At 49.3% G+C, this 21,875-nt stretch carries 21 protein-coding genes and 1 tRNA gene; 3 read left to right on the top strand and 19 right to left on the bottom strand.

Translation table 11 applies throughout. The annotated features are described in order from the left end of the window. Nucleotides 1-28: 28 nt before the first annotated feature. The 4 genes from I6L74_RS09050 to I6L74_RS09065 form a co-directional block, all read right to left on the bottom strand. A complete protein-coding gene (locus I6L74_RS09050; protein WP_059180516.1) occupies nucleotides 29-316 on the bottom strand; it encodes a hypothetical protein in 288 nt (95 codons plus the stop codon). Then, entirely contained in the window at nucleotides 300-845 is a 546-nt protein-coding gene (locus tag I6L74_RS09055) for a DUF2778 domain-containing protein (protein WP_082691951.1), read from the bottom strand. Before I6L74_RS09055 ends, I6L74_RS09050 begins: the two co-directional genes overlap by 17 nt. Next, complete coding sequence (locus I6L74_RS09060) at nucleotides 842-1,333, bottom strand: Hcp family type VI secretion system effector (protein WP_059180515.1); 492 nt, start codon at nucleotides 1,331-1,333, stop codon at nucleotides 842-844. Before I6L74_RS09060 ends, I6L74_RS09055 begins: the two co-directional genes overlap by 4 nt. A 633-nt stretch (nucleotides 1,334-1,966) precedes the next feature. Further along, the gene (locus I6L74_RS09065; RefSeq protein ID WP_059180514.1) at nucleotides 1,967-2,257 is read right to left on the bottom strand and encodes a SymE family type I addiction module toxin; all 291 of its coding nucleotides are present in this window, start codon (nucleotides 2,255-2,257) and stop codon (nucleotides 1,967-1,969) included. 125 nt (nucleotides 2,258-2,382) lie between these two features. Between I6L74_RS09065 and I6L74_RS09070 the strand changes: the two genes are divergently transcribed. After that, on the top strand, nucleotides 2,383-2,574 hold the full coding sequence (locus I6L74_RS09070) for a toxin-antitoxin system HicB family antitoxin (RefSeq protein ID WP_059180513.1): 192 nt from the start codon (nucleotides 2,383-2,385) through the stop codon (nucleotides 2,572-2,574). Nucleotides 2,575-2,578: 4 nt separating this feature from the next. Here I6L74_RS09070 and I6L74_RS09075 read toward each other — a convergent pair whose 3' ends face one another. Both I6L74_RS09075 and I6L74_RS09080 read right to left on the bottom strand, forming a co-directional pair. Then, a complete protein-coding gene (locus I6L74_RS09075; protein ID WP_059180512.1) occupies nucleotides 2,579-3,202 on the bottom strand; it encodes a DUF6680 family protein in 624 nt (207 codons plus the stop codon). 94 nt (nucleotides 3,203-3,296) lie between these two features. Further along, nucleotides 3,297-3,391, bottom strand: a tRNA-Sec gene (locus I6L74_RS09080). A 287-nt stretch (nucleotides 3,392-3,678) separates the two neighbouring features. Here I6L74_RS09080 and I6L74_RS09085 point away from each other — a divergent pair. Then, entirely contained in the window at nucleotides 3,679-5,073 is a 1,395-nt protein-coding gene (locus I6L74_RS09085) for a glycoside-pentoside-hexuronide family transporter (protein WP_059180511.1), read from the top strand. An 11-nt stretch (nucleotides 5,074-5,084) separates the two neighbouring features. Then, nucleotides 5,085-7,403: an alpha-xylosidase gene (gene yicI / locus I6L74_RS09090; RefSeq protein ID WP_059180510.1), complete on the top strand. Its 2,319-nt coding sequence runs from the start codon at nucleotides 5,085-5,087 to the stop codon at nucleotides 7,401-7,403. A gap of 327 nt (nucleotides 7,404-7,730) precedes the next feature. On the opposite strand, the gene I6L74_RS09095 is transcribed toward yicI, so the two are convergent. From I6L74_RS09095 to recG, 13 genes are all read right to left on the bottom strand, one after another. Continuing rightward, a complete protein-coding gene (locus tag I6L74_RS09095; protein ID WP_059180509.1) occupies nucleotides 7,731-9,452 on the bottom strand; it encodes an AsmA family protein in 1,722 nt (573 codons plus the stop codon). Between the two features lie 119 nt (nucleotides 9,453-9,571). Continuing rightward, nucleotides 9,572-10,966, bottom strand: a complete 1,395-nt coding sequence (locus I6L74_RS09100) for a nucleobase:cation symporter-2 family protein (RefSeq protein ID WP_059180508.1) — start codon at nucleotides 10,964-10,966, stop codon at nucleotides 9,572-9,574. Between the two features lie 205 nt (nucleotides 10,967-11,171). After that, a complete protein-coding gene (locus I6L74_RS09105) occupies nucleotides 11,172-11,717 on the bottom strand; it encodes a fimbrial protein (protein WP_059180507.1) in 546 nt (181 codons plus the stop codon). A gap of 34 nt (nucleotides 11,718-11,751) precedes the next feature. Continuing rightward, nucleotides 11,752-12,324, bottom strand: coding sequence for a fimbrial protein (locus tag I6L74_RS09110; RefSeq protein ID WP_059180506.1), 573 nt, complete (start codon nucleotides 12,322-12,324; stop codon nucleotides 11,752-11,754). Nucleotides 12,325-12,392: 68 nt separating this feature from the next. Next, complete coding sequence (locus I6L74_RS09115) at nucleotides 12,393-12,908, bottom strand: fimbrial protein (protein WP_059180505.1); 516 nt, start codon at nucleotides 12,906-12,908, stop codon at nucleotides 12,393-12,395. 86 nt (nucleotides 12,909-12,994) lie between these two features. Continuing rightward, nucleotides 12,995-13,507, bottom strand: a complete 513-nt coding sequence (locus I6L74_RS09120) for a fimbrial protein (protein ID WP_059180504.1) — start codon at nucleotides 13,505-13,507, stop codon at nucleotides 12,995-12,997. 133 nt (nucleotides 13,508-13,640) lie between these two features. Beyond that, complete coding sequence (locus I6L74_RS09125; protein ID WP_059180503.1) at nucleotides 13,641-14,165, bottom strand: fimbrial protein; 525 nt, start codon at nucleotides 14,163-14,165, stop codon at nucleotides 13,641-13,643. A 41-nt stretch (nucleotides 14,166-14,206) separates the two neighbouring features. Then, a complete protein-coding gene (locus I6L74_RS09130; RefSeq protein WP_059180502.1) occupies nucleotides 14,207-14,758 on the bottom strand; it encodes a fimbrial protein in 552 nt (183 codons plus the stop codon). A 77-nt stretch (nucleotides 14,759-14,835) separates the two neighbouring features. Then, nucleotides 14,836-15,801 carry a fimbrial protein gene (locus I6L74_RS09135; protein WP_059180501.1) on the bottom strand — a complete coding sequence of 322 codons (966 nt, stop codon included), beginning with the start codon at nucleotides 15,799-15,801 and terminating at the stop codon, nucleotides 14,836-14,838. A 5-nt stretch (nucleotides 15,802-15,806) separates the two neighbouring features. Then, nucleotides 15,807-18,263, bottom strand: a complete 2,457-nt coding sequence (locus tag I6L74_RS09140) for a fimbria/pilus outer membrane usher protein (RefSeq protein WP_059180500.1) — start codon at nucleotides 18,261-18,263, stop codon at nucleotides 15,807-15,809. Between the two features lie 16 nt (nucleotides 18,264-18,279). Beyond that, the gene (locus tag I6L74_RS09145; RefSeq protein WP_059180499.1) at nucleotides 18,280-18,984 is read right to left on the bottom strand and encodes a fimbrial biogenesis chaperone; all 705 of its coding nucleotides are present in this window, start codon (nucleotides 18,982-18,984) and stop codon (nucleotides 18,280-18,282) included. A gap of 40 nt (nucleotides 18,985-19,024) precedes the next feature. Further along, nucleotides 19,025-19,567, bottom strand: a complete 543-nt coding sequence (locus I6L74_RS09150) for a fimbrial protein (protein ID WP_059180498.1) — start codon at nucleotides 19,565-19,567, stop codon at nucleotides 19,025-19,027. 226 nt (nucleotides 19,568-19,793) lie between these two features. Next, nucleotides 19,794-21,875: an ATP-dependent DNA helicase RecG gene (gene recG / locus I6L74_RS09155; protein WP_059180497.1), complete on the bottom strand. Its 2,082-nt coding sequence runs from the start codon at nucleotides 21,873-21,875 to the stop codon at nucleotides 19,794-19,796.

Here is a 21,875-nt window from a genome sequence, read left to right on the forward strand (position 1 = left end):
GGAAGGGGAAAAGCCCGCAGAGACGGCCTCAACCATTCTTTTTTGCAAGTTTAACTAAGAATTCGAAAAATGTGACAAGAGTGACTCCCGAAAAAATATTCATAGATACATAAATATATAACCAGATGTGTTCGAGATTGTCCGAGTAATAATCTGTAAAAAGTACGGGATCGCCAAAATTAAAATAATTCATAAAGCTGGCAAAGGGGATTTGCAGGCGTTGAGCCAACGGATAAAATATTCCACTTACTAAGAGAAGATACATCATCACCAGGAAAGTGAAAGTCCGCAGTAGCCATTTAGCGCGTTTGGACATTGCAAGCCCCATCGGTATTACCGATCACAGTGATATCACCGTAAGCCCACAACTCATTTCCTCCAAGAATTCTATGTTTATGTGCTCGCAAAAGTGCAGCTCTTACCGTGTAAAAATCCGTACTACGAAAGAACGTTATACAACCTTCACTGATTCCTGAACCGTCGGGGCGGGGAGGGTGAAGCCGAAAATGTTTGCGGTTGTAATGGAAAGTACCTATATCAAATCGCATAACATCATCAATAACGCCATCTTTGCGAAAAAGTGCAAACCAGTCGTAATAATTATTCCCCGTGAAGGCATGTTTCAACCATGTTTCAGCACTTGACCGCGCACCCCCAGATGGTCTGTCGACAATCCAATAGCTACCAGGTGGAACGGCTGCATTTGCCAGGTATGAACATTCGGATTTATTTGCTAACTCGCCAAGGCCACTGAATACAGGAAATGAACCAACACCCCCTACATCAATGCGTGCAACACGCCCTTCATCATAAAGGTTATTAAAGTCGACATTACAATGAATCACGCTGTCATCCTCTGATTCCATGAATCTGAGAATTGGATATTTCCGTCAAGATATAACCAAGTGATTTTCTCATAGGCTAAAGATATCGACTCAGTAGGATTGTTATTTAGTCCAGATGTACTTTTAAAATTATGCATTACGGGTGTCACAGCGACAATTTTCACATTGTCGAGAATAAAATGCATAAACTCTTCTTCAATACCCGTCTCGTTAATTCGATACCATTTAATTATTGCTTTCTGAAGTGGTTCTCCTGTTGATACAGCACGATAAAGATACGGTGTTGCTTTATCAAACTCTTTAGAAATACTCAATTGATCATGAACACGAGTTCCGGTGAGCCGACCAAAGTTATGATCGTAGGGGATATGTAACCCATGATTAAAACTCTGCATTTCTATTGCGCCCTTACGCCCAAGAACCTGATTACCGCCCTGGATGAGACTGCCTGATTTATTGTAAAGCCATAAATAAGCGGGGACAGACATGATGATTTCCTTATACTTTTTGTGGTTGAGATTGATTCATACTCTTCTTACAAAAAAGTTTTATGCGAAATCGTGCGGAAAATATTTGGATCTCGTTGGGGGAAAGGGAAATGATGGCCTAGTGATGGTTCTCGCTAGCTTTAAAACCTTTGCATCAGCATGATCCCATCATGAAAATAGAAACTGCAATCCTTTCACAATACAGACGTCTCGTCGTAGTCTGGGAATCCTCCGTTCACGCTATGGATCACTTTTACATGACGGCGGTATCGCGGTATTGCGCCCGTTATTGCTCAACGCTTATCCTCCCAACTTACAGGTCGCGATTGCTTTAGATAACGCCGGAATAATTTATGGCTTTTAGCCGTCGATGAAAAAGTATCGAAATGCCTTTATCGACGATGCAATCCGCGGAAAGATGTAGGGGAATTATTGCTGAAATATGCCTTTTACCATGTTGACGCGAATGAGGTAGATGTTAACGAGCAAAAATCGCAGAGCGTGGAATTTTGTCACCATATGGGGTTTATACAAAGCGGGCGTTGAGAACGGCCAACCAACAAGACGTGCGCGATCGTTTCCCTCTCCCTTTCGGGGAGAGGGTTGGGATAAGGGAAAAAGCCCGCGCCGTCCTTAATGAATCCCGACTAGCGCCCCCTCAATCCCTTTCAATTTCGCCTGCGCCTGTTTTAATTCACCCAGCAACCGCTGTTCCTGCTCGTTGTAAGCCAGCAGAACGATGCACCCGTTCATGACTTTGACCGTCACCTGTTGCCCGGTTTCAAACCCTGCGGCGCGCAGCCATTTGCCGGAAAGCATGATATTCGGCGTGGATTTATCGAGAGCTTGCGGGCGATATCCCACAATTATCGTGCGCTCAGTTCCGGTTTCTGCGGCGTCTGGGGTAGAATGCGAATCAGCCATAATCAACTCCTTGATAGTTGGTGAGGTTAGACGCTTCGTTTGTGTTCCTGCACATCGAAGCGTTGCTTAAAAGGAGGATTAAGTGGCCTCCTAATTATGTTTAGATTAGTTGGATAGGTGGCCCCATGTCAATCATATCGCGCGAAAAAAAACCAAAAGGCGGCGGACAGTCTCCGCAGTTTAAAATGCGTATTGATCCGGCATTGAAAGAACAGTTGGATGCTGTAGCTGCTGAGGAAGGGGTGAGTCTTGCCAGCTGGTTGAAAGAGCTGGCAAGAGAGGCTTTGCGACTAAAAGGAATCGAACCTAAAGCTTAATTAACTAGCGAACATTAGCATCCAAATCGGATGGTTCATCTGATGGGGTTTCGCCTTCGTTTGGGATATTTTCGGGAAAATTTGTTATATACATAGGCAAAGCATTTTCCCCGGAGAATACTTTCTCAAGCCCTTTAATAATATTGGCCTGTGTAGTTTCTAAATCACCATGAGCAATGGGTCGGTAACAATCTCTTTGCAACTGTACTTTATCAAAGTCATAATTCATCGCTTGGGAAAGAGCATATAATAACTCAGTGAACAAATCATCTGATTTAGAGATCCATATGTTTATGTCAGGATAATCATGAACCTTACTTAGATGGTTATTATAACTTTTCCAAGCATGTGTTATAGCTTGCTCTTTTTTTGTTTGATATCTGATTTTTAAGAAAGGAATTTTCCTACCATAAAATTCAATATCTATCATATTTAAAGCTTGTACATGCTCTCGATTTAGTCTTTGAGCTCTAGTCGACATTAAGACTCTAAAAACTGATAAACGACTACGTTTTCGCTCTCTAAATTGCTCAATAATTTTTTGTGCTTGAACGGCAAGAATTGGACCAATAATTACTGCTGCCGTCATTATTATATCTTTATATTCCATTTCAAATATTTTGTTCATTTTATTCCTTAAAATAATTCAATTATCACAACACCAAAAGCCATGATGATTTTATTCTTTTAAAGAGAGCAGTAAATGAAATTTAGAGTTATTTTGGCGGAAGATCACAGGAGTCGAACCTGCCCGGGAACGCTGGCGTCCCCAACTGGATTTGAAATCCAGCCACCTCACCGGAGATGACGATCTTCCGCGCCTCGATTGCTACATGGAGGCGGAGCGCAGTATAGCTACTTTCAATCGTTTACCCCATCCTTTCGCACATCTTTTTCACGTCTCTTTTGATCTGCATTAATTCGTTTACCTTAAATCTTAAGAAAATCCTCAGGTTATCTTTGCGTGCGGCGAGTTTTAACGCGATCACAAAAAAGAAGAATCGTAAGTTATTAACCAGAAAACAGAATACCTGCTCTATCAGGGATAGTTTACAACGTCTGTAACCGGTCTCAGCGCCCCTACAGCGTCAAAGGATTAAAACAATGAAGAGCGAAGTCTTGTATGTTAAGGAAAAGATTGGCTACGGCATGGGAGATGCCGCCAGCCATATCATTTTTGATAACGTCATGTTGTATATGATGTTTTTCTATACCGATATTTTCGGTATCCCTGCCGGGTTTGTCGGCACTATGTTCCTGCTGGCGCGCGCGCTGGATGCGATTTCGGACCCCTGTATGGGCCTGCTGGCCGACCGTACCCGCAGCCGCTGGGGTAAATTCCGTCCGTGGATTTTGTTTGGCGCGATCCCGTTTGGCCTGGTTTGCGTGCTGGCTTACACCACGCCAGATCTCAGCCTGAACGGCAAAATGATCTACGCTGCCATCACCTACACGCTGCTGACGCTGCTTTATACCGTGGTCAATATCCCTTATTGCGCGCTCGGCGGCGTCATTACTAACGACCCGACGCAGCGCATCTCCCTGCAATCCTGGCGCTTTGTGCTGGCGACCGCGGGCGGCATGCTCTCAACGGTGCTGATGATGCCGCTGGTGAATCTGATTGGCGGCGACGATAAGGCTCTGGGCTTCCAGGGCGGGATCGCCGTGCTGTCGGTGGTGGCCTTCCTGATGCTGGCGTTCTGTTTCTTTACCACCAAAGAGCGTATCCAGGTGCCGCCGAGCACCACGTCCATGCGCGAAGACCTGCGTGATATTTGGCAAAACGACCAGTGGCGTATCGTGGGCGTGCTCACCATTCTCAACATTCTCGCGGTGTGCGTGCGCGGCGGGGCGATGATGTATTACTGCACCTGGATTATCGGCTCGCCGGAAATCTTCGTCGCGTTCCTCACCACCTATTGCGTCGGCAACCTCATCGGCTCCGCGCTGGCTAAGCCGCTCACCGACTGGAAATGCAAAGTCAGCGTCTTCTGGTGGACCAATGCCCTGCTGGCAGTGGCGAGCGTGGCGATGTTCTTCGTGCCGATGCACGCCACGGTAATGATGTTCAGCTTTATCTTCGTGATTGGCGTGCTGCATCAACTGGTGACGCCAATTCAGTGGGTGATGATGTCCGACACCGTTGATTACGGCGAGTGGACCACCGGTAAACGCCTCACCGGCATCAGCTTTGCCGGGACGCTGTTCGTGCTGAAGCTGGGACTGGCGCTGGGTGGCGCGTTGATCGGCTGGATGCTTGCTGGAGGCGGTTACGATGCCGCAGCCAAAACGCAAAACGGCGCCACCCTCAACATCATCATCGGTCTGTTCACGCTGGCGCCAGCGCTGTGCTACGTGCTGAGCGCGATTGTCGCCAAACGCTATTACACCCTGAAAACCCCCTTCCTGACCAAAATCATGGGCGAGCTGGCGCAAGGCGCGCGGCGCAACCAGCAGGAATTTGACAGCGTGCCGGTCAGCAAAGAATTGCAGAACTAAGAGGACGAAAGATGAAAATCAGTGATGGAAACTGGCTCATTCAGCCGGGTCTGAACGTGACGTATCCTGTACAGGTGTTTGACGTGGAGCAGCAGGGCTACGACCTGGTGGTGTATGTGGCGCCGCGTGACGTGCGCGAGCGCACCTGGCAGCTCGATACCTTGATGTTTACGGTGCGCCTGTTTGCTCCGCAGGAAGGGATCGTCGGCGTGCGCATCGAGCATTTCCAGGGCGCGCTGGATAACGGCCCGCATTATCCGCTCAATGTTCTGAAAGACGTAAACGTGCAGATCGAGAACAACGCAGAATTTGCCGAGCTGAAAAGCGGAAGCATCAGCGCGCGGGTGACCAAAGGCGAATCCTGGGCGCTGGATTTCCTGCGTGAAGGGCAGCGGATCACCGGCAGTCAGCTCAAAAATAACGGTTATGTGCAGGACGGCAACACCGAGCGCAATTATGTGTTTGAGCGTCTGGATTTGGGCGTGGGCGAAGCGGTGTACGGTCTTGGCGAGCGTTTCACGGCGCTGGTGCGTAACGGCCAGAACGTCGAAACCTGGAACCGCGACGGCGGCACCAGCACTGAACAGTCGTATAAAAATATCCCGTTCTATCTCACCAATCGCGGCTACGGCGTGCTGGTGAATCATCCGGAGAACGTGTCGTTTGAAGTGGGTTCCGAAAAAGTCTCGAAAGTGCAGTTCAGCGTTGAAGGCGAATATCTGGAATATTTCGTGATCGACGGGCCGACGCCGAAAGCGGTGCTGGATCGCTATACGCAGTTTACTGGTCGTCCCGCGTTGCCGCCGGCCTGGTCGTTTGGCCTGTGGCTCACCACGTCGTTTACGACGAATTATGACGAAACGACGGTGAACAGCTTTATCGACGGTATGGCCGAGCGCGACCTGCCGCTGCACGTGTTCCATTTCGACTGCTTCTGGATGAAGGCGTTCCAGTGGTGCGATTTTGAGTGGGACCCGGTGACGTTCCCCGATCCCGAAGGGATGATTCGCCGTCTCAAGGACAAAGGGCTGAAAGTCTGCGTGTGGATTAACCCGTATATCGGCCAGAAATCACCGGTGTTCCAGGAACTGAAACAAAAGGGCTATTTGCTGAAGCGCCCGGACGGCTCGGTGTGGCAGTGGGATAAGTGGCAGCCGGGGCTGGCGATTTACGATTTTACAAATCCAGACGCCTGCAAATGGTACGCCGACAAGCTGAAAGGCCTGGTGGATATCGGCGTCGATTGCTTCAAGACGGACTTTGGTGAACGCATCCCGACCGATGTGCTGTGGCATGACGGTTCCGATCCGCAGAAAATGCACAACCATTACGCCTATATCTATAACGAGCTGGTGTGGAACGTGCTGAAAGAGACCGTGGGCGAAGAAGAGGCGGTCCTGTTTGCGCGTTCCGCATCCGTCGGTGCGCAGAAATTCCCGGTGCACTGGGGCGGCGACTGCTATGCCAACTATGAATCGATGGCGGAAAGCCTGCGCGGTGGGCTGTCTATCGGCCTGTCGGGCTTTGGCTTCTGGAGTCATGATATTGGCGGGTTTGAAAACACGGCACCGGCGGATGTCTATAAGCGCTGGTGTGCGTTCGGGCTGTTGTCGAGTCACAGCCGCCTGCACGGGAGTAAATCCTATCGTGTGCCGTGGGCGTACGATGACGAGTCGTGTGATGTGGTGCGCCATTTCACGCAGATGAAATGCCGGATGATGCCGTACCTGTACCGCCAGGCGGCGCTGGCCCGCGAGTGTGGTACGCCGATGCTACGCGCGATGATGCTGGAATTCCCGGACGATCCGGCGTGCGATTATCTCGATCGCCAGTACATGCTGGGTGATTCCATCGCGGTTGCGCCGGTCTTTACTTCAGCGGGCGATGTACAGTTTTATCTGCCGGAAGGCCGCTGGACGCATCTGTGGCATAACGACGAAGTGCAGGGCAGTCGCTGGCATACGCAGCAGCACGACTTCCAGAGCCTGCCTGTTTATGTGCGCGAAAATACCTTGCTGGCGCTCGGCAACAATCGCCAGAAACCTGATTATGCGTGGAGCGAAGGGACACAATTCCAGCTGTTTAGTCTGGCGGACGGGTGTACGGCGAGAAGCGAAGTACCTGCGGCGGACGGCTCGGTAGTGTTTACGCTGGTGGCATCTCGTATTGGTGACAAAGTGACGTTTAGCGCTGAGGGCAAAGCGCTGAACTGGTCGATTTGTCTGCGTAACGTGCAGCGGATAAGCGGCGTGACGGGCGGTTCTCAGGCTGGAAGCGAGTGGGGCGTGGTGGTGAGCGCCCAGGGGAATGAGGTGGTTGTTACGCTGTAGTGCTGCGTTTTCTCATTGCCCTCACCCTCACCCTCTCCCTCAGGGAGAGGGAATAGTTCGGTGCGGATTGATGCACAGAGACGCCGTAATTGGGTTCGGGTTTCCCCCCGATCCCAGTCAGGGTGAGGGAATCGTTTGGTGCTGCTTTTCCCTCGATCCTAGTCAGGGTGAGGGAATCGTTTGGTGCTGCTTTTCCCTCGGTCCCAGTCAGGTGAGAGAATCGTTTGGTGCTGCTTTTCCTCCGATACCAGTCTGGGGGAGAGAATCGTTCAGTGCGGTTTCCGCTGAAACAAGTGCGACGGCTGGCTCCGGTTTTCTCCCTCTCCCTCAGGGAGAGGGCTGGGGTGAGGGTGTAACAGTCGGCTGCGACGTCGTACTCACCTGGCCCCGCGTCATCGTCTGTTCCACCTTCTGTTTATCCATATTCACCGCGCTCAGCTTACCGTTCACCGTGGGTTTTAGCGGCGCTTTCGCCTGAATGCTGCCGCTGGCGGTGAGTTGCACGTTGCCGTCACCCGTAATCGGTAACTCAGGCCAGCCCCACTGTTGCAAAATCTTAAAGGGTACGCCGCGCCCATTCAGGCTCACGGTGGTCTGGCGTTGCGGCAACTGTGAGACCGCCGCTGTCGCTTCCAGAATCCCTTTCTCGGTGAATGCACTCAACTCCGTAATGTTCACCGCTGAGGCGTCGGCTGCGAGTGCCAGCGACGGGCGACGCACATCCACGCGGTTAAACGTCGCCGCTGCACCATTCAACGTGGCGTTGCCGCCCCACACGCCCCACTGGCGATCTTTCGCCAGACGTAAATTTGCACCGTAGCCGTCAAGCGAGGTGATTTGCCATGGGAACGCGGGGTCGATATCAATCACCAGATTTCGGCTCAGGCCGAATTTTTTCAGGGTCACTGCGTTGAGCCATTCCGGGAGCGGCTCCATCCACAATGTTTTCCAGTTCTGTGGCAGGGTGTATTCCAGCCCGGCAACGGCGACATCATCCAGCACCAACGCTTTACCGTTACGCAGCCAGTTGCCGGACGTGCGGACCATGCCGCCTTCCCAGCGGGAAGTGAACTGACGCAACGCGATCCCTTGCGGGGCGAATTCCGCATTCAGAATCGGGTCGAAAAGATGCAGCGAACCGTAAATGAATTCGCTGGCGTTCATCGATAAACGCCCTTCCTGCGTCTGCCAGTCGCCTTTGCTCACCGTCAGATTACGCAGACTTAAATCGAGATCGGTGACCGCCCAGTCCGGGCCTTGCAGACGCGCATCGGTGATGTCGAGACGACCCACCTGTAACGACGGCAGCGTGGTGATCGGTGCAAAGAGATCCAGAAGCGATTTGTCGCTTTGCAGGCGAATATCGTTGAGCCGCAGAGTGTCGATGACCCAACCGCCATCGGCGTTGCGCCGTGCGGTACCGGTGAGCGATCCGCGCGCCATATCCGCGCCAATGGTGCTCAGAACCACTTCTTTACCGTTGAGTTCGCCCTGAATGAGCACGTTGCTGGCGGGAACGCCGTTGAGGGTGAGCGATCCGGCGCTCATCTGAATATGCGCTTTTTTACCCAGCACGTTCCCCGCTTCTGGCTGCCATGGGCTGACGCCGCCAGTGACTTTTTGCGCGCTCAGATCCCATTCGGTGTTGGGGCTGTTAAACGCCATATTATTCAATTGCAGACGATCGGCCTGGAAGGGGAGCGGCGCGGTTTGTGGCGAGAGATTTAGGGTGCCATCGCGCAACGTGATGGTGTCCATGTGCAGTGGATCGGTGATTTGGCGGCTGCTTAGGCCAATATCGACAGTCTTTGAGACCAATGTCGCGGGTTTGCCATCACGACCAAAGGTGACGTTTTCGAGAAGGATATGTGAAGGCGATGAAAAGCGGTGATCCATCAGGTCGAAATTGAGCTCGTAATCGGTATTCACCGTGACCCAACTGCTCACCTGAGCCGCGCCCCAGCGGGTTTGCACCAGAATATAGAGAGCCAGAATTACGATCAGTACCGCAATCAGGATCCAGATGAGCAGCTTTCCAATAAATTTCATGGTCTTCCATCCCGTCAAACGCACATAGAGGAGTTATGCACGATTTATACGCAATCCTCAAGGCGGGAATGGTGTATTTAGATTTCACGGCAGGCGATTCATGCCTGCTGTGTTGTCGATCAGTTCTTTTCGGGCGGGAAAACGAGGTTCAATACAATGGCTGTGATACCGCCCGCAGCGATGCCGGAGGAGAGCAGGTTTTTCACCCAGTCTGGTGCGAACTGCAAAATCAGCGGCTGCTGAGACACTCCCAGGCCGACGGCCAGAGACAGCGCGATAATCATGATTGCGCGGCGGTTCAGCGGCTCGCGCGACACGATGCGCACGCCAGATGCCGCGATGGTACCGAACATCACCAGCGTGGCACCACCCAGAACCGGTTCCGGAATGTGCTGCACAAAGCCACTCACCGCCGGGAACAGGCCGAGCACGATCAGCATCAGCGCAACAACAAAGCCTACATAGCGGCTGGCCACGCCGGTCAGCTGGATCACACCGTTGTTCTGGCCGAAGCAGGAGTTCGGGAAGGTATTGAACACCGCAGAGACGAATGAATTCAGACCGTTCGCCAGTACGCCGCCTTTCAGGCGCTTCATATAAACCGGGCCAGAAACCGGTTGTTCTGAAACGTCTGACGTTGCGGTGATATCACCGATGGTTTCCAGAGACGTGATCATAAAGACCAGCATCAGCGGAAGCAGCAGGTTCCAGTCGATGCCCAAACCATAGTACAGCGGCGTTGGCACCATAATCATCGGACTGCTGGTGGGGGCGATGTTTTCCGGCAACATGCCCAGCGCCCATGCCATCAGATATCCGGCGGCCATGGCGATCACCAGGGAAGCCACGCGTAGATACGGGTTACGCTGACGGTTGAGCAGAATAATGATGGCCAGCACGACCCCCGCTAAAAGCAAATTCTTGGGTGCGCCGAAGGTATTGTCGCTCATGGCTGCGTAACCGCCACCGATGGACGTCAGGCCCACCTGAATTAATGACAGCCCGATAATCATGACGACCACGCCAGAAACCAGCGGCGTGATAACACGACGCGCCAGATGCAGTACGCGTGAGATTACCATCTCTGTACAGCTTGCCAGCATCAGCGTGCCGAAAAGCGCCGCCATCATGGTGGGGACATCTGCGCCACCGGTCTTGAGGGCTGTGCCACCCATGATTAACGGTGCAACAAAGTTAAAGCTGGTGCCCTGAATGGAGAGCAGGCCGGAACCCACCGGGCCCCAGGCTTTTATCTGGATAATTGATGCCACGCCAGAGGCAAAAAGAGACATGCTGATGATGTGTTGCGTGTCCTGTGCCGGTAAACCCAGCGCCTGACAAATCAGCAGAGCGGGGGTGATCACCGCGACAAACATCGCCAGCAGATGCTGGCAGGCGGCGAAGAGGGTCTGCGCCAATGGCGGACGGTCTTCGAGGCGGTAAATTAATTCACTGTTATGCTGAATAGGCGCAATCGGTTGCGCATCCTGAGACTCAATGGCGTTCGCAGACATCGGCGGCAATCCCACGGTGGAAAAGCGGGCATTTTATCTGACCGGTTGGTAAAAGCAAACGTTTGCGAGTGAAATAAATACCGTGGCGTGTGCATTGAAATGGGCGGTAAGGGTGCTATTCAGCTCTGAGGGGATATGGATTGATGAGTGTGTGGGAATGATAACGTTCACAGATGAAAGGCCCATCCTGAGATGGGCCTGAATGTTACAGGCGCTCGATGTCGATAGTCACAAAACTATTGATGTTACCTGCTACCGCTTCCTGACCCTTGAGCTGGACCATCTGCAGGCCAATCACGGTATCTTTCTGAGCATGCACTAAGCCACCATTAACGTTCACAGGCCTGTTATCGGCATCAAAAATACCCACCCCAACGCCTTTGGCTGCGGAGTCATCGGTCAGGCTGTTGGCCAGCACAGTGCCGTCGGCATTGTCGATTTTACCGGAGAAACGGAAGGCAATTTTACCCGCTTCCACCAGTGGATCACATTTGTCGACAGGACCCTGAACTGCCAAATGGACCTGTACCGGTGAGGTTGCATCAGCGCCTTGCTTAATCAGCGTATCTGGCATTTCCAGCAGTGAAACGGAGCTTTCGCTCGGAACTACGGCACAAACCAATTCATAGTCGGATGTGGCAACTCCGTTAATCTGAATCGTGGTGCTGGTATTGTCCGTTTGTACCGCCAGTGCCGGCACTGCTGCAAGGAGCGCCGAAATCGCGAAGCTTGTTAATAAACGTTTAGTCATTTTTCATCCCTTTAATAACTTATATGTACCGGGCTTACAGCCGCTCAATTTGTACCGTCATGTTTGTCTGAATATTGCCTGGTGTTGACGTTTGACCTTTTAACTGAACCAGGGCGAAATTCAGAGGGAAAGAATTGGAATGGGCATATTCTCCGTCGCCGTTTTTATATATAAAAAATTTTCCAATCGACACGTTAGGAATCAGAATCTGATTTTGCATATCAGATAGTTGCACGCCAACACCTTTGGCCGCATCACTTCCGGTGTCGATATTAGCCAGGGTATTCCCCATGGAATTATCAGGTGTACCAATAAATTTCAGACCAATATTACCGCTAGTTTCATTGGCATCACAATGTTCGCCACCCAGCTGAATGTAAACCTGATCATCAGATACAGCGGAGTTAATCGTTGTGCCCTGAACCGGCAATGATTTGTCTTCGTGGTAAAGACTCACCACATATTTGCTCATTAATACCGTGCAACCGCTTTTGGCTGTTTCCAGACGACCCATAATCGACAGGCCATGAGATATGTCAGCCATTGCGCTGGTGGCACCCGTTAAAAAAATACCGCTTAGGGTTAATGCTAATACTAATTTCTTCATTGTATTCTCTCTCTATGAAGAAGTGGCTATGGAACATCAATAAACACTCTTCGACGTGACAACGATAATTAAAGGTGAACGATGTCGATAGTTAAGGCACTGCTGATGTAACCGGGTTTTAGAAGCTGGTTTTTAAATCTAGCCAGTTCCACATTGATATAACGGGCTGATATTGTCGGCGGGATAGCAATAACACTATTAACCTGCATTGGTGATAAATTGCTGTCATAGACGCCAACACCAATACCTCTTGCACCCACCTCACTTTCATCTGAATTGACTAATATAGTTCCACCGGTGCTACCGTGAATTCCACGAAGTTGCAACGCAAACGTGTTGATATCGCATGAGTCGGATATATGATATGCGATTTTAGTTGGCGCCTTGGCATTTTCTCCTTCAATAGGAAAATCACCGATGTCGCCTTTTAAATTTACTGTCGTGTCTACCGGGTCAAATTGACATTTAACGATATTGTTTGTCAGAGAGGCATGTATGTTGACAGTCGCAGAGTGGTCTTCTGCCTGCGCTGCACTAGCCATGGCCAACGACATAAATGTCAAAGCCATTAAGGTCTTTTTCATATAAAAATCCTTTTATATTTCAGAGAAATTTAATTAATTAACGGAAATAACAGCTGATTAATTATTTTCTCTAACAGTGAGAATGTTTACAGGCGAACAATGTCGATGGTCAGTGCGCCGTTAACGTTTCCTTCCACCGGCGTTTGTCCATCCAACTTAACCAATTGCAAATAAAGCGAGCCCTCAGTATGCGCAGTAATCTGACTATTAATATCCAGTGGTTCTTTATACATGTCATACAGGCCGATGCCCACCCCTTTGGCTGCGGTTTCACCGGTATCGATGTTTGCCAACACCTTACCCGTGGCATCTGTTACGCCATGAAATTGCAATGCGACTCGGTTGTAACAGGACTCACCTGTTGACTCTACCGTATAGTTAAGCTTTTTGGCTTTGTCATGTAAAAAGCTACCCTGTGGAGCAAGATCGACAATTTCGCCGCTAAGATCGACGGATGAAAGATCGGTCTGCACGGTGCATTCTGAATGATCGCCGGTAAGGGAGCCGCTAATATCAACTACAGCAGAATGATCTGCGGCCTGCGCTGCGCCTGCCATAAAGAGCGACGCAAACGTCAAACTTAATAAAGTCTTATTCATTTTCAAAATCCTTATTTTCTGCAGAGAAATGAATGCGGCCAGTCATTAATGACAACACATTCTTTCTAACGCGTTTTCTAAACGCGCTGATCGGTAAAACATGCACCGAATTAAGGTGCATGTTTTGAGGCGATTACAGACGCACGATGTCGATAGTCAGTGAACCATGTACGCTGCCTTCAACAGGCGTTTGCCCATTCAGCTTGACCATCTGCAGATAAATTTGGCCACTTGCTTGTGGTTCTAATGTGTTGACGTTAACGAATAATGGGTTGAGGTTGGAATCATAAATTCCGATACCCACACCTTTAGCTGCTGTCGCGCTGGTATCGCTGTTTTCAAGCACAGTGCCATCAGCTTGATCAGGAATACCGTGGAACTGTAACGCTACTTTCCCGTAACAGGATTGTGAGGAATTATTTGAACCCACGGAATAATTGAGCACCGCGATATCATTCGTCGCGTTACCGCCCTGAGAAGGGAGATCGGCGATTTTACCGCTCAGATTTACGGTTGAAGAATCAGTGTAGACGGTACATTCCATCTGATCGGCAGTAACATTACCGCTGATATCAATGGTTGCAGAATGGTCTTCAGCCTGCACAGCGCCTGCCATAAACAGAGACGCAAAAGTCAAACCCAATAGTGTCTTTTTCATTTCAATATCCTTTTGTTAAACGAGGAGAGGGGTAAGGATAATTACAGACGTTCAATCTGAATGGTGACGGAACCTTGAACGGCACCGGCTTTTGCAGTCTGGTCTTTCAGTTTGACCAGGGTGAGGCCGAGTTTATTGCTAGAAGGTGCTGCCACTGCAGTCACATTGTCCCGGTTAACGCGAATCAAACTATTACCCGCTCCGGTATTGTAGAGCGCAATGCCAACACCCTGTGCAGCATCACCTGCTGATAAGGTATTTGCCAGAGCGGTGCCATCTGCAGAGTCGGCAGTGCCGGTGAAGGTATAGGCGATCTTGCCATCGGTGGCCATATCGCTGCATCCTTCGCCGCTCAGGGTCAGATCAACAATGGTTGCGCCGTCAACATTACCGTCCCCTTGAGTTGGCATTTTATCCAAGTCTGCGTAAAGCGTTACGGAAGGAGTACTGAGATTCACGGTACAAGTTACGTTATGTGTAACGGAACCTGTAACGTTCAGCGTTGCTGAAACATCGTTTGGATTCACAGCAGCCTGAGCTGCGCCAACCATAAAAATGGTAGAAATTGCCAGTCCTAAAATAGACTTATTCATAATAATATCCTTATATGTAATGTATATGAAATAGGTGAAGAACAATCATCGTAAGACGATTGTGCTTCCTTATTTCTTTAGAGGTAGTTAATTCGTAGCGTAATTTGCGCCTTTATGTTTCCTTCTTTGATTTTTTCATTTAATCGTGCATAACGTACGCTAATAGGTAGCGCATAATTACTTTGGTTTGGTAATACAATATCTATTGGTCTACCCGGCGTTAAAGTGCTGCCATCATAGAGCATCTCAATGCCCACGCCGGATGCGGCGTTATCTGTTGCCAGGTTATTAAATACAGAAGGCGTATTAGCATTGTTATTGCCTTCAATATTAATACTTGCTTTTTGAGTGTTAAAGCAAAGTAAATTAACATTGGCAGGGTAGGCTTTTGACGTCCTTTGTTTCTCGATAGTGGCGGCATCGATTGCTGGCAAGTCAATTTGTGGCGTAAGCATTTGAATAGAGCAATGCGATTTCGCCGCCAGAATTTTCATCGCAAGGTTGACCACCAATGAGTTATCATTTAAAGAAAGCAAAGAAGGCAATTGCACGCTCATCGTGCCACCTTTAATCATTCCTGTTTTGATTGCTTCGAAGCGTAATTTTATATCATCAGTTGTAATTGCATCGCTCGCCAGGTCGGTAACGGGCTCGTTAAACGGGAGAACCCATTCTTTATGTGGGTGGTTCGCCTTATCAAAAACGAGCGTTGCCCGTAGGCCAAGCCCTTCGGTAGACGTTGTAAATACACCCGATCCACTTTGTGTTGTGGTCATTCGTCCGCTCAGAATTTTTTTAAATTTCTTCAAACAGTCGTTAGCGATCAGGCTGTGGGACCCGGTTAATTGCGCGAGAGAAGCCTCCTTTTTAAAGAGGACTGTACCCGTTGGCGCAGTAGCGGTCTGAATCGGTAACTGTACGACTAATGGAACTGTTAAATTCTTTGCTCTAACCGGTGTCTGTGGCATACAGGTGTCAGCCATGACTTCCAGCGTAATATTCTGAAGTAAAATAAGTAATATTATGGAGAAAAAATTTTTCATTTTATTTAATGACAATCCAGTAAGAGTAACGTAATAGGTAGTGAATTATCAGTTACATCAATTTTGAATGGAGTGGAGCACGTCTGTTTATCGCCCCATTTGAAATTGACGACACCCTCTTCCGGTGCGGCATTTAAATAGACTTGACCCTGATCGCCCACATAGTACGTGTCGTCACTTCCTTCTATTCGTGCTCGCGTGCCAAACGGTAAGTATTCACCTTTATATTTGATCGTCATCACCGCTTTTCGGCCGATGATAGCTTTGAAGTTTGCCAGCACAACGGCATCTTTGGTCGGTGTGACTTGCGTGGATGTACTCGCGAAATCGACGTTCTTACTGGCTCTTGTATCGATATTTAAGGCGTTTCGGTGATAACTACGCAGATCCGGGACAATGGCGTATCCTCGAGAATCCGTTAACGTATTTTGGCCGCCCTCAAGCGCGACATCCGCTGCGCCGGGAATGGCGACAAGTGCCATGCTACCGTTCGAATATCGTCCCGCAGTGATGCCGTGTCGGTGTGCAATAACATTACCAGACGCATTCCAGCTAATAGACTGATTTTTATCAGCATTCCATGTCACATCCAGATCGCCGTAACGGCCCTGATAACTCAACCCAGCTGAACCACTTTTCGTGTCTTCCTCGTCTTTTTGTGAGGCGTAGGAGAGTTGCGTATTCCAGTTCAAATCCTGACGATCGCCGACTTTTCCTGTCACTCCAAGCTGGTTGGATAAATCGCTTTTCAGTGTGGACATCGTCGTGAGGCTAACCATCGGCTGCGATTTCGGGAAAAGCTCACTAAAGGGAACCGAAACGGTCAGTGCGAGCTGTTTATCCCACTCTGCTGCGCTATCTTCACGGGTCATACTGTAAGCAAGAGAGAAGCTGGCGATTTTGAATGAGCCATTCCAACCCAACTGCCACATCCGCGAAATGGTATTGTCAGTATTTTCAGAGCGGCTGACCGTCGCATAAAAACTATGTTCTTCAGTTAAAGACTGGTTAACTGTCAGGTTATATTCACGACGTTTGCGCGTGTCTTGATACTCGTCGTTGCTATTTGCCCAGTCGCTAAACGATTGATAGTCATGCTCATAAAAGCGACTATCCATCTGAATTTGTGTATCAGTTTCGGGGATGCTATTGCGGTAAGTGAGCCGTACCATTTCTCCCCGAGTTTGATCGACATTGTCATGTCGGCCTTTGCTGGTCGTCATGTCAACGGCCACGCCGCCTGCGCGGTGCAAGTCAAAACCTAGCCCAAGGCTAAACGCGAGGAATTTCTCATGAAATTGACTGCCTCCATAGAGGGTTGTATTGAGCGGAAGCCCCAAAGAGAGGGTTGATTGCAACACTTCCGGCTTCTTCTCAACGCCGCTTGAGCCCGACAGGTATTTCCCCGCGGACAGGCTGTATTTCATCTGGCCTGTGCGAAGCAGCTGCGGCACATTGGAATATGCGACAGTACTGTGCGTTTCTGAGCCATCAGCCTCTGTGATGGTTACGTCAAGTTTGCCGCCGTTTGAAACAGAGGATAGATCGGTAATGACAAAGGGACCCGCAGGAACGGAGCGTTGATAAATAATGTTTCCATTTTCTCTGACAGTCACCCGCGCGTTGCTCTTCGCAATACCGCGAATCATTGGAGCGAACCCTGTGAGCTGGTCTGGCGTCATATCATCATCTGAACTTAGTTGAACACCTCGGATGAGCAAGCCATCGAAAATATCTCCCGGCGTGCTGGCGTCACCCAGCGTGAGCTCACCTTTCAAAGTGCGAACCGCTGTCTCAACATAGTTGCTAATGTTTTTCCAGCCTTCTTCCTTACTGACGGTAGAATTATTGCGGTAACGCCAACGCCCAATATTGATGCCGTTTGTCAGGTTGGCGTAGAGCGAATCAGATGTCGTATCATCGTGCTTAATGTATTGCTGGCCTGAGAGTTGATACATGGTCAGTAATGCAGGGATCCCATCGTCCCATTCTTCCTGAGGCACGCCTTGTAATGACTCATCTCTCAATACGGTCTGAGGAAGCGCGATCTCGAGTTTAAGCTTTGAAAAATCGAAGTTTGTTTTTGCACCAGGAATTTGCTCTTCAATAGAGACACAGCCTCCTTTCAGCGCATTATCCTCTGCTCCCGATTTGAGCTTACTCATATCGACCCCCAGTTTTTTGTAGACCTCAAATGAGAGGCAAGCAACCAGTTGTTTATCGTTGTTTGCCTCAAACCGAACACTACTTACCAATACGCTTTTACCGTTAACATCAATATGTACAGAATAGGTTCCCGGAGGCTGAAACCCCTGACTGAGAAGTGCGGTGTCATTGATTACCGAACTTCCATTAACTGATTGTAATAATCCAGGGTCAAAATGTTCACCCGCCCAGGATGAGTGAGAACACACTGCTGAAACGGCAAAAGGCATTAACCAGGTAAATTTAAAACAACGCATACATCCATCTAATTAATTAAAAACGCTGCGTAAAAGTATTAGATGCAATACCAAAATCGTTAAGTGCATTCCATTCAACATTAGAACCGCCAGCAGGTTCATGTTTCAACTTAAAGGACTTGCTGCCAAATGGTGGGATAACAGTATTGTTATCAACAACAGAAACCGGGATGTTTTCTTTGTCACAAACGATATTATTTAACACAAGATAAAAAGGTGAATCATTTTTAGCTGTAATAGTGCTCCCCGCATGCGTCCAATGGAGATCTTTCATCGCCACACCTGGATCTCCTTTTAATGCAGATGGGCGAAAGAAGAATTTAATCCGATTGTTAATTGCAAGCACCATACGGCTTTCGGCCTTTGATTCTTCATCATTAAGACCTGGCACTCCTTTAACATCTAACCAGTAAAGACTTTCGCGATCTTTAGGAAGGCCGTTACCTAAATACATAATACGAATAACGTTATCACTGTGCGGAGCCAGGCGAAATAATGGAGGCGTAACGACAAAAGGTAAATCCTTTTTGACCGTACTGTCACCCGCATCCAGCCATGATTGAATTAGATAAGCGCGCTCCTCGGTACTGTGAACCGTAAGAGAGGCATCTCCTTCACTTTCTTTATAGACAAGGCGATCTACATTAAGCGTTAATGATGCATGAGATACTGTTGACCATAAAAAAGTTGCAAGCAGTGATACGAGAAGTGTTTGTTTCATTTTAAACTCGGTGTTCTAAAAAATTAATTTTACGAAAAGATTAGAGATTTTCTAACTGAACCGTTAATGATGCCTGAACATCACCTCCGGTGGGCGTTGCTCCCGCAAGTTTGACCGTGCGGAAATAAATTGGATAAACATTGGAGAAATCTATCCACCAGTCAGAAGAAATCGTTTTGGTAAGATCTATTGCGGACCCACGTGCATCATAGACGCCAATTCCAACACCTTTAGCTGATGTGGTATTATTAGAACTATTTAGCAGCGTATCGTGAGCAGTTGGATCGGTAGAAGCAATAAACTTTAAGTTCGTTTTGTTGCATTTTTCTCCGTTCAAATGGATGCCAATAGAATCGAGTTTTAACGGTTCTGCATCACTTCCCTGAACAGGTAATTCACTCACTTTTACATCTTTGATCGCAATACTTGAAGCACTCAGTGAGAGATCGCAAGTTGATTCAGTATCATTTACTGTTCCCGCCACCTGTAGAGTTGCTGAAACATCGTTTGGTGCTTCTTGTGCATAGACGGCGGCACAAGTCGAAAGACAAATTGCAGTAAGTAATGTGATTTTAAGATTCATTCTTCATCTCCATTGAATTGCCCAACCCCAAAAATGAGTAACAGTAATTACTCTTATAAATATAATGCCAGGATAGGGGGATGGATAGCGTAGAGAGTTCTAAATTTACACTTAAAACGATCGGTGGTTAGATAAATTGATATTATTTGCTTTAAGAATGTATTGTTTATTTATTAATTAATGCGTGGGGATTATATATTAGTCAATAATATGCATGAATTATCAATCACGCATTGGAGTAGCGTTCGGTTTCGGGCATCCAGCGCTCAATCAACGCTGCCGCTTGGTCGGGGTAACGCTCATGGATGTGGCGTGCAAGTCTTTGCACTTCCGGGATCATTGCCTGATCCCGTATCAGGTCTGCGACCTTAAATTCCGCATTCCCCGTCTGACGCGTTCCTAATAACTCGCCTGGCCCGCGGATCTCAAGATCTTTCTGCGCAATGACAAAACCGTCATTGCTGTCGCGCAGTACTTGCAATCGCAACTGCGCCGTTTTGGACAGCGGTGATTTGAACAACAGCACACAATGTGACGCCACCGCACCACGTCCTACGCGGCCTCTCAGCTGATGAAGCTGAGCAAGCCCTAAGCGTTCCGGATTTTCAATGATCATCAGGCTGGCATTGGGTACATCCACACCGACTTCGATAACCGTAGTGGCAACCAGTAAATGCAGCTCACCTTGCTTGAAATCCTGCATGACCTGTTGTTTTTCCGATGATTTCATACGGCCATGCACTAACCCGACGTTGAGTTCAGGAAGCGCCAGCTTAAGTTCTTCCCATGTGGCTTCCGCGGCCTGGGCTTCCAGTAAATCGGATTCTTCAATGAGCGTGCAGACCCAGTAGGCCTGACGACCTTCCTGGATGCAGGCGTTTCGCACACGATCGACAATCTCGCTCCGTCTGGTGTCAGGAATAGCGACGGTAGTCACCGGCGTGCGGCCCGGTGGTAGTTCATCAATGGTTGACGTGTCCAGATCGGCATAGGCTGTCATTGCCAGGGTGCGCGGAATAGGCGTGGCCGTCATTATTAACTGATGCGGATGAAACCCTTGCTGAAGCCCTTTTTCCCACAGCGCCAGACGCTGATGCACGCCGAATCGGTGCTGCTCATCAATAATGACCAGGGCGAGACTGTTAAATTTCACCTGTTCCTGAAAAATGGCATGGGTTCCGACAATCATCTGCACCTGTCCGCTCGCGATGGCGTCTTGCTGTGCCAGTCGCGCTTTACCCTTTTGTTTGCCCGCCAACCAACCTACTTCAATCCCAAGCGGCGCGAACCAGTTTCGGAAGTTATTGGCATGCTGTTCCGCCAGCAGTTCCGTTGGCGCCATTAATGCGACTTGCTTGCCATGCGCTATTGCACGTAAGGCTGCCAGTGCCGCTACCAACGTTTTACCGGAACCTACATCGCCCTGCACCAGACGCATCATGGGAATATCTAACGCCACATCACGTTCTATCTCCGCCGTGACTCTCGCCTGCGCATTTGTCGGTTTGAATGGCAGTGATGCCAGAAGTTTATGTTTAAGATCGTCACGGGCAGCGAGCGGTAGTGCGTGGAAACGCTGCGCTCCTGCGCGGAGCGCCAACATGCTCAGGTTATGTGCCAGTAATTCCTCGAGGATTAATCTCCGTTGCGCAGGATGTTTTCCACTTTCCAGGTCAGCAAGCTGTAAAGAGGGCGGGGGGCGATGGAGGGTACGAATCGCTTCAGGCAGACTCATCATTCCTTGCGCCAGTTCAGGTGGCAGCAGTTCAGTAATGGCGCAGGTATCTAATAGCTCAAGTGCTTGATCGGTAAGTTTGCGCAGTGTCGCCTGTTTAATACCTTCAGTCGTTGGATAAACGGGCGTTAGCGTTTCTTGTAATTCCGGGGTACTGAGGTCGCCTTGTACGCGATACTCCGGGTGGATCATCTCCGCGCCGAATTTGCCCCGTTTTGCTTCGCCATAGGCCAGCACCCGTCGCCCCGCAGCAAGACCGTTTTTCATGGCAGCACTGAAATTGAAAAAACGCATGGTGAGGATGCCGGAGCCATCGCTGATTTGGCAGGTCATCATTCGACGGCCACCAAAGGTGACGTTACAGTTCAGGATTTCACCTTCAACCGTGGCATAAATTCCGGGAAGCAGATCACCGATGGCATAAAGCTGAGTGCGGTCTTCGTAACGTAAGGGGAGGTGAAGCAGGAGATCTTGCACGGTGTGCAGACCGATTTTAGCGAGTTTGCTGCTTTGCGCCGCGCCAACACCAGTGAGTGAATTCAGCGGGATAGCATCCAGCAGGCGGCCCTTCAT

Origin of the sequence: Lelliottia amnigena (genome assembly GCF_019047465.1) — a bacterium.
In the GTDB taxonomy this organism is placed as follows: domain Bacteria; phylum Pseudomonadota; class Gammaproteobacteria; order Enterobacterales; family Enterobacteriaceae; genus Enterobacter; species Enterobacter amnigenus.